11 protein-coding genes are annotated in these 14670 nt (G+C 59.5%); 5 read left to right on the forward strand and 6 right to left on the reverse strand.

All coding sequences use genetic code 11. The features are described 5' to 3' along the window. Positions 1-25: 25 nt before the first annotated feature. From GSQ94_RS03765 to GSQ94_RS03780, 4 genes are all read right to left on the reverse strand, one after another. Entirely contained in the window at positions 26-448 is a 423-nt protein-coding gene (locus GSQ94_RS03765) for a VOC family protein (RefSeq protein WP_254063622.1), read from the reverse strand. Between the two features lie 52 nt (positions 449-500). Further along, positions 501-839 (reverse strand): hypothetical protein, encoded by a 339-nt coding sequence (locus GSQ94_RS03770; protein ID WP_158941975.1) that lies wholly within the window; start codon positions 837-839, stop codon positions 501-503. 109 nt (positions 840-948) lie between these two features. Then, complete coding sequence (locus tag GSQ94_RS03775) at positions 949-2415, reverse strand: ATP-binding protein (RefSeq protein ID WP_158941976.1); 1467 nt, start codon at positions 2413-2415, stop codon at positions 949-951. A 22-nt stretch (positions 2416-2437) separates the two neighbouring features. Beyond that, entirely contained in the window at positions 2438-4084 is a 1647-nt protein-coding gene (locus GSQ94_RS03780; RefSeq protein WP_158941977.1) for an FAD-dependent oxidoreductase, read from the reverse strand. A 237-nt stretch (positions 4085-4321) separates the two neighbouring features. Here GSQ94_RS03780 and GSQ94_RS03785 point away from each other — a divergent pair, with 237 nt between their 5' ends. Further along, positions 4322-4978 (forward strand): response regulator transcription factor, encoded by a 657-nt coding sequence (locus GSQ94_RS03785; protein WP_158941978.1) that lies wholly within the window; start codon positions 4322-4324, stop codon positions 4976-4978. A gap of 144 nt (positions 4979-5122) precedes the next feature. Here GSQ94_RS03785 and pruA read toward each other — a convergent pair whose 3' ends face one another. Next, positions 5123-6742, reverse strand: coding sequence for an L-glutamate gamma-semialdehyde dehydrogenase (pruA, locus tag GSQ94_RS03790; protein ID WP_158941979.1), 1620 nt, complete (start codon positions 6740-6742; stop codon positions 5123-5125). Positions 6743-6854: 112 nt separating this feature from the next. Then, positions 6855-10412: a polysaccharide deacetylase family protein gene (locus GSQ94_RS03795; RefSeq protein ID WP_158941980.1), complete on the reverse strand. Its 3558-nt coding sequence runs from the start codon at positions 10410-10412 to the stop codon at positions 6855-6857. A gap of 114 nt (positions 10413-10526) precedes the next feature. On the opposite strand from GSQ94_RS03795, the gene GSQ94_RS03800 reads away from it, so the two are divergent. The 4 genes from GSQ94_RS03800 to GSQ94_RS03815 all read left to right on the forward strand — a co-directional run bounded on the left by GSQ94_RS03800 (position 10527) and on the right by GSQ94_RS03815 (position 14558). Continuing rightward, entirely contained in the window at positions 10527-11960 is a 1434-nt protein-coding gene (locus tag GSQ94_RS03800) for a glycosyltransferase family 39 protein (protein WP_158941981.1), read from the forward strand. A 148-nt stretch (positions 11961-12108) separates the two neighbouring features. Further along, a complete protein-coding gene (locus GSQ94_RS03805; protein WP_158941982.1) occupies positions 12109-13323 on the forward strand; it encodes a hypothetical protein in 1215 nt (404 codons plus the stop codon). Between the two features lie 119 nt (positions 13324-13442). Then, positions 13443-13769 (forward strand): PilZ domain-containing protein, encoded by a 327-nt coding sequence (locus GSQ94_RS03810; protein WP_254063623.1) that lies wholly within the window; start codon positions 13443-13445, stop codon positions 13767-13769. Positions 13770-13772: 3 nt separating this feature from the next. Next, positions 13773-14558, forward strand: coding sequence for a response regulator transcription factor (locus tag GSQ94_RS03815; protein ID WP_158941983.1), 786 nt, complete (start codon positions 13773-13775; stop codon positions 14556-14558). Positions 14559-14670: the final 112 nt, after the last annotated feature.

A 14670-nucleotide genomic window follows, 5' to 3' on the forward strand; every position in this document is an offset into this window, starting at 1 on the left:
GTCATCGGAGCAGGCAACGCAAAAGCTACTTCGCGAACAGCTGGCCAATATCTGCAAACGCCTTGAACTCAAGCGCATTACCCGCCGGATCGAGAAAGAACATCGTCGCCTGTTCGCCAACCTCGCCCTTGAAACGGATGTAGGGCTCGATCACAAACACAACGCCTGCTCGTCGCAGCCGCTCAGCAAGCGTCTCCCACACCTCCATCGGAAGCACGACGCCGAAGTGAGGCACAGGAACATCATGTCCATCGACAGGATTATGGTGCGCCTTATTCGCGGAGGAGCCGGGTTTTAAATGCGCGACAATCTGGTGGCCGAAGAGATCGAAGTCGATCCACTGCGACGAGCTGCGACCCTCCGCGCAGCCGAGCGTGGTTCCGTAAAACATTCGGGCAGCGTCCAGGTCGTCAACTGGAAAGGCGATGTGAAAAGGTGTCAGCGGCAAGGTGGTCTCCTGCATCGATCATACGACGCAGCAGACCACCCGTAGCGCACGCCTAGCGCCGGTGGAATCCCTGGTCGTAGCCGCGCAGATACGATCTACGGAACTCATCGCGATACGCTCCGTACGGTCCGAGCCCAGGATCATACCCTGGGGTGCTATGAAACTTCCCATCGTGTCGTGGATGATACCCAAAGCCGTTGTAAGCATCGCGCGCCCCGTCTTCTGTTCCGGAGCGAAACCCTTCATGATCGGCTCTCGCAATCAGCGGTGGGACGCCGTACCCTGGAGGCGGTGGTGGAGGCGGAGCATAGTAAGCGGGGTGTGACGCACAGCCGGCGGTCAACAAACAAGCCGCGGCAACTACAGGCAAAGCAAGATGAGCGAACTTCATAGCGTCCTCACGATTCGTTCTGCTCGCAACCTTGATTGGCGCGAGCGTTCGAAGGAGTAAACGCTACTCGGAGAAAAATGTTGTTACGGTCGAAGACTTTCCGCGACTCTTACTCGCTATCGCTGGGCAGACGAACGACAAACTCCGTACTCCCGGGTTCAGAGCTGAAGCGGATCGCGCCATGATATTGGTCCACGATGCGCTGCACGATCCCTAGGCCGATGCCCGTGCCAACGCCGACAGGCTTGGTCGTATAGAACGGATCGAAGATGTGCTCCTGGCTCTCCAACGGAATGCCCGACCCGTTATCGCTCACACTGATGCAGAGATCGAGATGCGGCTTGTTCGGATCGGCCTTCGACTCCTCCGCCCAGGTATGCACACTGATGTGCCCATGCTGCGGCACCGCATCGATCGCGTTATCCAACAGGTTCGTCCAGATCTGGTTAAGCCCCGTGCACTCGCTGTGCAGCGCAGGCAGATCCGGAGCAAAGTTCTTCTCCAATACGATCTCCTTCTCGCGCAGCTTATGCCCAAGAATAATCAGCGTCGCATGAATGCTGTTGTTGATATCGATCGTCTGTCGTTGTCCCTTGCCCTCATAGGCGTAGGACTTGACGGCGTGTACCAAGTCGGTGACACGGCCAATGCTCTCCTCGATCGTGCCCACCAGCTGCATGCTCGAGGCCATCGCCTCCAGCCAGCTCAGCGCCTCACCGAGCAGGGGCCCGTCAAAGTCACTCTTTACACGCTCCAGCTCCGCAGCGGACATACCAATGGAAACCAGTGTTGGCGCCATCTTCCAGGCATTCTCGATGTTGGCAGCTTCCATCCACTCCGCAAGCGCCTCTTCCGCGTCGCTCTGGTCGAGTGAGTTCATCATCACTGGCTGTCTCGACGCGAGAACCTGCTTCTGCATGTCGAACATGCAATGCTTCTGCTCTTGCGAAAGCTCCCGCTCTTTAAACTTCAGCGAAAGCTCGTGCATTCGCATCAGGTTTTCGCGTAGTTGAGACGCAGCACGACGCGCGGCGGAGCCCGGATTGTTGAGTTCATGCATCAGGCCGGCAGCGAGAGTCCCCAGGGACGCCATCTTCTCTTGCTGTACCGTCGTGCTCTGAAGCTTCTGAAACCGGTACGCCATATTCCCGAGAATGGCCTTGCGAACCTGGGGGCAACTCGTCATCAGGCCCCAGAACTGCTCTTCATCGAGCTCCAGCAGATGACTTGGAGCCGCAGCCTCAACGGTCCCTGAGTTCGGAACGTTAGTCAGCAGCGCCATCTCTCCAAAGGCGCTGCCGGCTTCCACCTTGGCCAGCATAATGTCGCTCTGGTCGGCAGTCTTCTGGCTCACCTGCAACTCACCGTCCAGCAGAATCCAATAGCAATGCGGCAGCTCACCCTGCCTTGTAATGACTTCACCCTTTTCGATGTGGAAGTCCCTGACACCATCCAGGCACATCAGCTCGTCGTCTCGCAGCGACGACAGAATGGGAACTTTGCGCAGAAGGCCAACTAGTTCTTCATGGGCGTTGTCGACGACATGACTTTGGACGGTTTGGGTTTGATCGCTCATCGGGTTATTGTCTAGATACCTTTCAAAGTGTTGCCAGATACTGATGCACAAACTGGATAGCGATCGAGCCTTCGCCAACGGCGGAGGCACACCGTTTGACCGAGTTGAATCGTACATCGCCTGCGACAAAGATGCCGGGAACACTCGTCTCCAGCAGATATGGGTCGCGCTCCAGCGTCCACGACTTCGGCGACTGCGCCTTTAGATCCGGACCGGCAAGAATAAATCCTTTGCTGTCGCGGCAAAGCTCAGCCGGCATCCAGTCCGTCTTCGGCGCAGCCCCAATAAAGATGAACAGGGAACTGGCCTGTCGCGCCTCTTCTCCGCGCGGAGTCCTCAGCGTCAGGCACTCCAGGTGAGTCTCACCACCCATCGAAAGAACCTCGGTACCCGTCTCAACCGTGATATTCGGAGTCGCTTCGATCTGGTCGATCAGATACTTCGACATGCTGCTCTCCAGCGACTTGCCGCGCACCAGCATATGAACATGATCGGCATAACGGGAGAAGTGCATAGCAGCCTGCCCGGCCGAGTTCGCCCCGCCGACGATGTAAACAATCTCTTCCTTGCACGACATCGCCTCAGTCAGCGCAGCACCGTAGTACACGCCCGCCCCGCTCAGCTTATCGGCTCCCGGCACGTCGAGCTTGCAGTAGTCGACGCCTGTCGCCAGCAGGCACACGTGGCAGGTCACCTCCTGCCCATCGGCCATCGTCAGTATGCGGTATTGATTCTCCGCGCGAATGCACGAGACCTTCTGGGTCAGAAACTCCGCTCCCAGCCGATTGGCCTGCAGAAAAGCCCGCTTTGCCAGCTCCTCGCCGCTAAGCCCCTCGGGAAAGCCAAGGTAGTTCTCAATCTTCGAGCTGGAACCCGCCTGTCCGCCCGGTGCTGCTGCTTCAATCACCAGCGTCCGCAGCCCCTCGGAGGCCCCGTAGACGCCAGCCGCCAGCCCGGCAGGCCCTGCGCCCACCACGACCACGTCGTAGAACTCCTGCTGCGCCTGGGTACGTAGCCCGACCTTGTTCGCCATCTCGGTCGAGGTCGGCTGCACCAGAGCCGTGCCGTCTCCAAAGAGGATGACCGGCAGCTTGGTGTCGTCGATGCCTTTTTCCTTCAGTAGCGCCAGTGCATCCGGATTCGTCTCAGGGTTCAGCCACTGGTAGGGAATACGGTTGCGCGAAAGGAAGTCGCGGACAGCGTGATCCATCGCCGACCAGCGCACACCCACCACCCGAATCCCTTCAAACGGAGGTCGGTAGCCTTCCTTCCAGCTTCCCAGCAGGTCATCCAGCACCGGATAAAGCTTCTCTTCAGGCGGATCCCACGGCTTGTTCAGGTAATAGTGAATCTTGGCAGAGTTGATCGCGCGAATGGCCGCTTCTGTATCGGCATAAGCGGTCAGCAGAACACGCTTGGCATTCGGGTAGATACACAGGGCCTGCTGAAGAAAGTCGACTCCGGTCATCCCCGGCATCCGCTGGTCGGAGAGAAACAGCGCAACCGTGTCCTTACGTTCCTTCAACTGGCGGCAAATATCCAGGGCAGCGGCGCCGGACGCAGCACGGACGATGCGGTAGTCCTGACCGTAATGCCGACGCAGGTCCTGGACCACCGCCTCCAGCACGCTGGTGTCGTCATCGATAGCTAGCAAAATAGGCTTAGGCATATCCCTTTATACTGCGTTGACGAGGTTTGATACCGCCCACGTACAATTCGATTAGATTTAGGCCCCGAAGGTTCAGAAAGTTGCCGGTCTGGCGGGCAGGGTCTTCTACACCCAAAGTGCCATCGACAGCCTAAAAATGTCCGAATCGAGGACAGGGCGTAGCCTTTGCAACAAAACCTGCCGATACAAGGGTAGCTGGGGAGACATTTAGCGCCACGGCAGGAGATCAGGATACCTATGAACCGAATCATTCTTGCCGATAACCAGGCAATCTTCAGGGCTGGCGCAGCCAGAACGCTCTCCCTCGAGGAGGATATGCGGATCGTCGCCCAGTGCGAGGATGCAGCCAAACTTTACGTCGCCATTGACGGACTTCGCGGCTCGGTTGTTATCGTCAGCTCCAGTCTGCGTCTTGATCTGAAGGATCTTCTTCTGCGCACCCAGGAGGCGGGCAGCCGCACCATCTTCGTGGCTGAGAACTCAGAGCTGGTGGCGGAGGAACTGGCTGAGCTCTTCGATGGAGTCCTTCACCGCAACGTCTCCGGCACTGTGCTGGCGGACTGCGTTCGCCGTGTCACCCGCGGTCAGCGCTTTGTCCAGCGTGCCAACGTCACCACCATGCAGGGAGCCGACAGTGTAGGCGCCCGCGTCCGGGACCGCCTCACCCCAAAAGAGATGCAGATCGTCGCCCTCATCGTTCAGGGCTGCAAAAACAAGGACATCGCGCAGCAGCTCGGCACCAAGGAACAGGTCATCAAGAACTACCTCCGCAGCATCTACGACAAGTCAGGCGTCTCTGACCGGCTCGAACTGGCCCTCTTCACCATCCATCACCGCGTCCTGGCCGAAGCCGCAGCCAAGGCCGGGCACCTCCTCCAGATGAAGTCCGCCTGAACGAAAGCCTCCCGCTAGTCGGAATAAAGATAACGCCGACCAACGGGAGGCCCGATTCTCCTAGCCTGCCAAAACCGGGACACAAGTCACGAAGTGACCGCCCTCCGCGCAGGAGGCCCGTCCGGCAGGACACACCTTCTCGGCTTACTTCTCCGTCGCCGCCCCGGCATGCCCAAGCTTCTCCGCGATGCTCTTGGCCTGCGTAAACAGCAGCAGATAATCCGGGCCGCCCGCCTTCGAGTCGGTTCCGCTCATGTTGAACCCGCCAAACGGATGCGCGCCTACCATCGCCCCCGTGCACTTACGGTTGAAGTACAGATTGCCGACGTGGAACTCTTCACGCGCCCGGTCCAGCTTGTCGCGAGAGCCCGAGTAGATCGCGCCCGTAAGCCCGTACTCCGTATTATTCGCAATCGCCAGCGCATCGTCGAAGCTCTTCGACTTGATCACCGCCAGCACCGGCCCAAAGATCTCCTCGAGCGCAATCCGTGCCGTCGGAGCCACATCCGCGATCACCGTGGGCGCAATGTAGTACCCGCCCTCCGGATTCTCAATGGCATGCCCTCCGTTCAGCACTGTGCCCTCCTTCTTGCCGAGCTCGATGTAGTCCAGCGTCTTCCGGTAGGACTTCTCGCTGATCACCGGCCCGGTATAGACGTTCTGCACCGGATCGCCCGTCTTGATCCGCGCCACGCGCTCCTGCAGCCGGTCGCAGAACACATCGTAGATATCCGCCGCAACGATCGCACGCGAGCACGCCGAACACTTCTGCCCGTTGAAGCCGAACGCGCTCGCCACCACACCCTCTACCGCCGCATCCAGATCGCAGTCCGCCTCGACGATGATCGAGTCCTTCCCACCCATCTCGAGGATCGTCCGCTTGATGAAGATCTGTCCCGGCTGCGTCTTCGCGGCGCGCTCGTGAATCTCCAACCCCACGGCCTTCGACCCCGTAAACGCGATAAACCGTGTCTGCGGATGCGCCACAACCTCTCGCCCGAACTCAGGCCCTTCGCCGGGGCACAAGTTCACAACGCCATCCGGCAGCCCAGCCTCCTCCAGCAGGTCCATAAACTTCGCCGCAATCGTAGGAGCATCCACCGAAGGCTTCAGAATCACCGTGTTCCCAGTCACAATCGCCGCTGCCGTCATCCCCGCCATAATGGCGAACGGAAAGTTCCACGGCGGAATCACTGCGCCCACGCCCAGCGGTACATGCCGAAGCTGGTTGCGCTCCCCCGGAAACTGAATCGGCGTCTTCGACTCATCCAGCCGCAGCGCCTCGCGCCCGTAGAACTCCAGGAAGTCGATCGTCTCGCCCACATCCGCGTCCGCCTCGCCCCAGTTCTTACCCACCTCGAAGGCCAGCCACGCGCAAAACTCAAAGCTGCGCTCGCGGATCAGCTCCGCCACACGAAACAGCAGCGCCGCACGAGCGGCCACCGGCACCTTGCTCCAGCTCAAAAATGCCTTCTGCGCGGCCTGCATCGCGCCTTCCACATGCTCTGCCGCTGCATGCTGATGAATCCCGATCACCTGCGCCGGCCGCGCCGGATTCGTCGACACAATCTTGGCTGCCGTCTTCAGCCGTTTGCCCCCGATCACAAGGTCATACTCACGGCCTAGCTCGCTCTCCACCAGCGTCAGCGCCTCTTGCATCTTGCGCTTGTTCTCTGGAGTCGAAAAATCAACAAACGGCTCGTTGGAGTAAGGTGTCTTCGGCAGGCTTGCCGGGGCGGAGTGAGTGAGATTCATAGTAGCCATAACGCGTCGATTCTAGCGCGAGTTTTCTCGGCGCTCGTTGGAATAAAGGCATCACAGTGCTTCTCTTATTGGATGCACTGCACTTCTGATTCGATGGGGCCGCTCAAAGAAACTAAGCGCCCTCCGTAAGCTTCTCCGTCGACTTCGACATCTGCGCCGTACGCTCCAGCTTGTCCCAGTTGAACGGTTTGCCGTCGATCGCACGCTTCACTGTCTTGAACAGCACCACGGAAAAGAGCTGCCGGTAGGTAAACCGCTGTATCCAGATATGGAACAGCAACCAGCCGTCGCCTTTGCTCGCCGGGTGCTTTCGCTCCAGCGCAAATGCCAGCGCCGACGCGGCAAAATCAATCACCAGGAAAGCCGCAAAGAAAGCCAGTAGCTTGTAGAAGCTGTCCGTTGAAGCAGTCTCCGGATGAAAGTGCTTGTCGATGATGTAGTGGAAGACTCCAATCACAAACATCAGGTCGATCAGCGGCGAAACCAGTGGCAGAATAATCTGGAAGATCAGAATATTCGGCAGCGCAAACAGTCCCATCGCACGGTGCTTGCTGATCGCGCCCTTATGCTTGTAGATCGCCTGCAGAATTCCGAACGACCACCGGAACCTCTGCCGCGTCAGCCCGTCGGCATTCACCGGAGCCTCGGTAAACGCGAGCGCCTGGTCCTCATAGATCACGCAGTATCCCTGCTCCAGCAGGTTCATCGTCAGGTCGGCGTCCTCGGCCACCGTGTTCGAGTGATACCCTCCGCCGGCCTTCACCGGCGCCGTACGCCACGCGCCAATCGCACCCGGCACCACCATCACCACGTCGAACAGATCCAGAGCACGCCGCTCGAAGTTCTGGCTCGTGATGTACTCCAGCGCCTGCCACCGCGTCCACAGGTTCACGCGGTTGCCTACCTTCGCATTGCCGGCCACAGCGCCAATCTTGGGATTCGCAAAGTGCGGCACCAGCCGCGCAATCGCGTCATGCGCAATCACGCCGTCAGCGTCGATGCCGACATAGATCTCTTCATCGATCCGCTCCAGCGCGTAGTTCAGCGCGTCCGCCTTGCCTCCGTTCGGCTTGCTCATCACCGTCAGACGGCCAGACGCGATATCCGCCGGATACGCCTCACGCGCCACATCGAACGTATTGTCCTTCGACCCATCATCGATCACGATGATTCGAATGTTCTTGTACGTGGACATCATCACCGAGCGAATCGTCCGCACGATAACCTTCTCCTCGTTGTAAGCAGGAATCAGCACCGCGACCCTCGGCTGATACTCCGGCGTCGCATAGTTCTTCCTCTTGCGGAAGCGGTCGATGATCGCAAAGACACCGATAATGATCAGCCGTGCGCTCATCAGCACATCGCCGACAAAGAACACGCCCACCACAAAGTAATGGAAGAAGCTGTAGAAGAAGAACGTCACCGAGTCCGCGCGAGCCTGCCAGCGCTGGCGCGGCGTCAACGCCGGCATCACCTCCGCCCGCGTCTTGCCCACCAGCTCCGAGACCGGGACAATCTCATAACCACGAGCCCTCAACGCCTCAATCAACACGGGCAACGCCGCAACCGTAGCCGAACGGTCGCCCCCGCCATCGTGCAGCAGAATCACCGAGCCACGATTCCACGGCTTCGCCTTCATGTCGTCAATTTGCTCGAAGACACTGGCAGTGATCTCCTGCGGAGACTTCCGCGGATGCTCATCCCAGTCGTTCGTGTCGATTTTGTTGCCGACAATCACGTACCCAAGACCCTGAATCTTCTCCACCGGTGCAGCCTGGTCGTTCGTATCCGGCTCCTGGTCGATCGAGTAAGGCGGACGGAAGTAGAGCGGCTGAACCCCGAGCTTCGACGCAAACAGCCGCTCCGTCAGGTTCAACTCGAGGTCCACCTGCCGGTTCGAAATCTCGCTGATATCCGGATGCGACCACGTGTGATTCCCAATCTCATGGCCCTCGCGATACACCCGCTGCATCACGCCAACGTAGTCCTCGGCCACCTCGCCGATCATGAAGAACGTACCCTTCACGTTGTACTTCTTCAGGATGTCGAGGATCTTCGGCGTCCACTCCGGGTCAGGCCCGTCATCGAAGCTCAGCGCCACCTTCTTATCGTTGTAGCCGTACTGCTCCACCGTGTACGAAAGCGGATACGACTCCATCGACTCCTGGGTCACCATCCGGTACTCCAGCGGCACCGAGTCGTCGTCATCCAGCGTCACCACGCGATTGCCGGTCTGCGGCTTGCGCGTCACGCGCAAAATATCGCCCTGGCCCTCCGTATCGACGTCATACCCCGGCTCAACCTGCGTCAGCTCCTTCACCGGGTCCACCTGCAGCGGATGGTCCCAGATCTTCCACATCGAGTTATCTTCCTGGCCCAGCCGCCAGAGCGCATACGTCTGAATCCCCAGCACCCGCGCCGCGCGCATCTCGTTCAGAATCGTCACCGAATCCAGAAACCACACCTGGTGGCGAACATGCGCATCCTCATCGTCATAGGCGAAGTGCACATTCATCGAGTCGTCGTCGAGGTCGATCTGCGAGTCGGAGTCGTAGGCCGCCTGCCAGGCCTCCTGCGTCGACAGGTCATGCGCAGCGAGCACCTTCTCCGGAGCCGGTGCCTTTGCCTTCTTTGCGCCTCGCTTAGCGGGGCTCGCAGCCGCAGGCAGCGCCGTCGTCCAGTCATAGCCATAGCTGCCCAGCGCACAGATAATCTTTTCCTTGGGAACCGTCTTCAAAACGTTCTTCAGGTTGTCGACAAACCAGTCCTGCGAGGCAATCGGGCCCGGCCCGCTATCGGTCTGGTGTTCGTCGTAGTTCATCAGCAGCAAACCATCGGAGTGGTCCGCCATGAACTTCAGATCCCAGTCATCGTCGCCCACCGGCGTATTGATGTAGAGCCGCAGATTCCGCGGATGAAAATCATCATAGAGCGCAGCGATCAGAGCCCTGAAGCCGGGTTGAGCACTCGTAGGAATATCTTCAAAGTCGAGCGACAGTCCCCGATAGCTGGGATTCCCAGCCAGAAACGTATGAATCTGCTGCACGAACGAGGCACGCGCCGCGTCGCTTGAAAGAAATCCACCAACCTCTGGCACCCACATCTGTCTCCGCGCGTCGTAGTTGTTGACCAGCGGAAAGATGTCGAGATTCACATGATTCGCCGCCACCGTTCGCGCAACCTTGCCCTCGCGGTCGACCTGGTGCACTCCGGCTTTGTCCGCGACGTCATAGGCGCGGTTGTCCTGTGTATAAGAGACCACCTCGCCATCGGTCGTCACTACGTGTAGCCACTCAGGAAACAGCAGGTCCACCTGCGCGATGTGCTGCTTCAACGACGAGTAGCTCGCCGGGTCATCTTCCACGTAGTACGCCGCGCGCAGGCCTTCGCCTGAGTTTAGCGGCACGTCTCCCGGCTTCAAGTCGGTCTTGCGGTGGGCGGAGCGATGCAGCTTCTGCCCCGGCTTCAACTGCGGTGTCGTCTGGTTTGCCAGCGTCCGGTAGTTGCGCTTCTGCGCCTGCAGAAACAGCTCCGGCAGCGGCTTCATCCGCAGCAGCCCAATGACGAAGACGGTCCCCAGCAACAGCCCCAACAGGGCAAGCACGTCAAAGATTCGGCGAAGCCGCTTCCAGCGCTTGCGTTGTGGATCGTAAAAAACTTGTCTATTCATTAGGGAATATTTGCGGCTCGGCGCATGCGGCTCTATCCATCGTATGCAGGTGAATCCCCTGAGTCAACGCAAGCGGCAAGTTCCCACGCGCCACGGCAGTATGATGCAAAAGACATGAACAAAGGAAAGCTGAAGACAGTTCTCTGGACTGCACTCCCGCTCGTCGCAGGGCTTGCCCTGCGCCTTTGGTATGTCATGCATGCAGGCCGCGTCGAAGGCGACTCGCTCATCTACGCAAGCATCGCCAAAAACTGGTTGAAGGCCGGCGTCTACGGCTTTAGCGTCGGACCGAACGGCCCCGTCCCCACGCTGATTCGCCTGCCCGGCTACCCCATCTTTCTGGCCGTCTGCTTCCGTCTCCTCGGCTTCAGTCACTACACCGCCATCATGGTTCTGCAGAGCCTGATCGACCTCTGCACCTGCCTTCTCATCTCCGCTCTGGCAAGGCGCTTCTTCGGTCAAAGAGCCGCCCTCGCCGCTCTTTGGCTGGCCGCACTCTGTCCCTTCACTGCCATCTACGCCGCCGCTCTTCTCACCGAAACCCTCACCCTCTTCTCCATCGCACTCACCTTCTACTGCCTGGAACGTTGGCGCAGCGCGGGAGCGATCCCAAATCCCACCCCCAACCGCTGGCTCTTTGCCACCACCGTCGCCATGGCCTACTCCGTCCTCCTGCGTCCGGAGCAGGGTCTCCTCCCCGCCACCGTCGTCCCGGCGATGATCTGGATCGTCTGGCAAAGGTCCGGACGCCGTCTCTCGCTCGCGACCCTAAGTCCCGTCGTCCTCGCTGCATGTTGTGTTGTTCTGCCGCTGGCTCCATGGGCCGCAAGAAACTGGCACACCTTCCGTGTCATCCAGCCCCTGGCTCCGCGCAACGCAACCGACCCCGGAGAGGTCGTCCCCGTCGGCTTCCAGCATTGGTATCGCACCTGGGCCATCGACTTCGCCTCCACCGAGCAGGTCTACTGGAACTACGACAGCACCGACCTCCGCGTCGGCGATCTTCCCACCCGAGCCTTCGACTCCGACGAGCAGTACGCCGAAACCGCCGCTCTCTTCTCCGAATACAACCAAAAGGACAACGCCACCCGAGCCTTCGATCAACGCTTCGAGGCCCTCGCCCAGCAGCGCATCCACGCCAGCCTCCTGCGCTACTACGTCTTTCTCCCTGCAGCACGTCTCGCCAACATGCTCTTCCGCCCCCGCCCCGAGATGATGCAGATTGGCCTCGACTGGTGGAACTGGCACGAGTACCGCGGCAAGACCCTCCTCTCCTACGCCTCGGCAGCCCTCAACCTCGCGTACTTCGCTCTTGCAGCCATCGGCCTCTGGCGCTGGCGACGCCGCGGCTGGACGCCCCACGCCCCGATCGTCTGCGCCATGCTCGCCTTCACCGTCCTGCGTTGCGCCCTCCTGCTCACCCTCGACAACTCCGAGCCCCGCTACACCCTCGAACTCTTTCCCCTCCTCATCGTCTGGGCCAGCTATCTCTTCCGCGTCGACCAACGGGAGACCCAGGGCGAAGCCGGTATACAAGTCACGAAGTGACCGCCGCCCGCGCAGGGCGATCACTTCGTGACTTGTGAATCCTTCGGTTGGCGCTCCCGTTGGCCGGGAGAAAAGTCTTCCGCCGACCAACGGTTAGGCCCACGGCGAAGCCGGTATACACCCCACGAAGTGGGCTACACTGACTCCCATGCTGCAGCCCTACCGCGACCAGTTCAACGCGCACTTCACCACCGCCGCCTACGAAGATCTTCTCGCGCGCCTCGACCACCTCGCCCGCACGCATATCGAGTTCCGCGTCGCCGAAACACCCTGTTTCTTCCCAGCCTCCCTGATGGACGAGCTCTCGCAAACCGGCGCAGCCCTCACTCATCAACTCCTCGACAACCCCGCCTACATGCAGGCCTCCGAGCAGTGCGTTCCCGCGCAGTACCGCATGCCCAACGAGAACCCCCAGCCCAACTTCATGACCGTAGACTTCGGTCTGACGCGCAATCCCGACGGCACCCTCATTCCGAAGCTGGTCGAGCTTCAAGCCTTCCCCTCCATCTTCGGCTACCAGGACATGCTCGCCCGCCAATATATTGAGACCTACAACCTCGACCCCGCTCTCACCTGGCATCTGGGCGGACTCAACAGCGAAAGCTACTGGCAGCTATTAAGCAAAGTCATCCTCAATCATCACGACCCCGAAAACGTAATCCTCCTCGAGATCGACCCCGGCAATCAGAAGACCCTCCCCGACTTCCATCTCTACGAAGACAAGCTCGGCATCGCCACCGTCGACATCACCACTCTCATCAAGCGTGGCAACCGCCTCTTCTATCCTCGCAACGGCCGCGAAGTCCCCATCCACCGCATCTACAACCGCGCCATCGTCGACGAGCTCGAGCGCAAAAACATCCAGCTCCCCTTCGACTATCGCGACCCCCTCGACGTCGAGTGGGCAGGCCATCCCAACTGGTACTTCCGCATCAGCAAGTTCTCGTTGCCCTACCTCGATCACCCCTCCGTCCCAAAAGCCGTCTTTCTCGACGACTGGTACGCCGGCCGCAACCTCTCCGGCCTGCCCGAAGACCGCAACCAGCTGCTCCTCAAGCCGCTCTACTCCTTCGCAGGGAAGGGAATTCAGTTCGCTCCCACCGACGCCGATCTCAACGCTATTCCATCCTCCGACCGCAATCTTTATCTCCTGCAGGAGCGCGTCTCCTTCGCCCCTGTCATTCAAACGCCCCACGGCCCCACCCAGGCCGAGATCCGCATCATGTATCTCTGGCCCGACGGCGGCGCACTCCAGCCCGCCATCTCCCTCGTCCGCCTCGGGCGGGGTCTCATGATGGGAGTCGACCACAACCGCAATCACCTGTGGGTGGGAGGATCCGCCGCGCTGTCTCCCCCCAAGTAACACATTTCGCATAAAAATGCTGGCGCTTTGGAGAAGGTGGGGTAAACTCCACAGTGTCAGGCATTGGCAGTTTTAGGGTATTTATGTCATTACCGCAGTTCAGGTCCGGAGGAGGACGAGTGGCTCAGTGGCAGATGCCAAATGGGGAGAATCCAGTTCGCACCGCTGTGCGTTTTCCTATGAGACTCCCAATAAGGGTGCAGACCGAACAAGGCGAACTGGAGGCAATGACCGAAAATATCTCCGCCAATGGCCTGCTCTTTGTCAGTGACCAGCTTCCGCCGGTAGAGAGCAAGATCGAATTCACCATAGCAATGCCGGCAGCCGTGATGGGTGCAGCAAACGATGTCACCATACATTGCCTCGGCCGGGTCGTACGCCACTACTTGCAAGACGGTACGAAAAAAGCCGCAGCAGTGATCGACGAATATTTCCTAAAGGCTTGATCTATGACCGTAGTAAATTTTGATCCAACCCGCAACAACGATGATCTTCAGGAAGAAGAGTCTACCCCTGGTGCGGGAATCCGTGTTGTTTTGGCAGACTCTCAGGCCATCTACAGAGTAGGAATGAAGAAGGTCTTTGCCCTTGAAGACGATATCCGTGTCGTCGCTCAGGTAGAGACCCTCCAAAATCTTTACGCAGCTCTCCAGCGCTACCCCACCGACGTCGTCCTGCTCGAAGGCCAGCTCATCTCCGGTACCATCGACGCGATCCCCGAGCTCGTTCGCCAGGCCCCCGAAGCCAAACTCATCGTTCAGGTCACGGAGACCGATGAGTCTAACACCGTCGAGCTCTATCGCCGCGGTGTTCGCGGAGTCGTGCCCCGCTCCATCTCCCCCGATCTGCTGGTAAAGTGCGTCCGCAAGATCGCCGAAGGAGAGACCTGGATCGACAATCAGTCCATCAGCTGGGTCATCGAAGCCTATCGCTCCCAGGCCACCAGCCTCACCGACCCCAAGGTCCAGCCCAAGCTCTCCAAAAAAGAGCTCGCCATCATCAGCTGCATCACTCGCGGCATGCGCAACAAAGAGATCGCCTACCAGATCGGCACCACCGAGCAGGTCATCAAGAACTACCTGCGCAAGGTCTACGACAAGCTGGGAGTCTCCGACCGTCTGGAGCTGGCCCTCTATTGCTTGCATCATGAGCTGCTGAAGAAGTATCTGGTAGATACCGATATCCCGATGGCCTCCCACAACGAGCCGTCGCAGCCTCTTCGCGCCAAAATGTAAGCGCTCCCTAACCGAGAAGCCGACTAATGAGATGGTCCGCCGCTTGATTCTCCTGCATGAGCAGGAAGATCGTAGAAGCAGCTTGTGACAAGGAGGATCATCGCTATGCAGA

It is taken from the genome of Granulicella sp. S190 (genome assembly GCF_009766095.1).
Taxonomy (GTDB): Bacteria; Acidobacteriota; Terriglobia; order Terriglobales; family Acidobacteriaceae; genus Edaphobacter.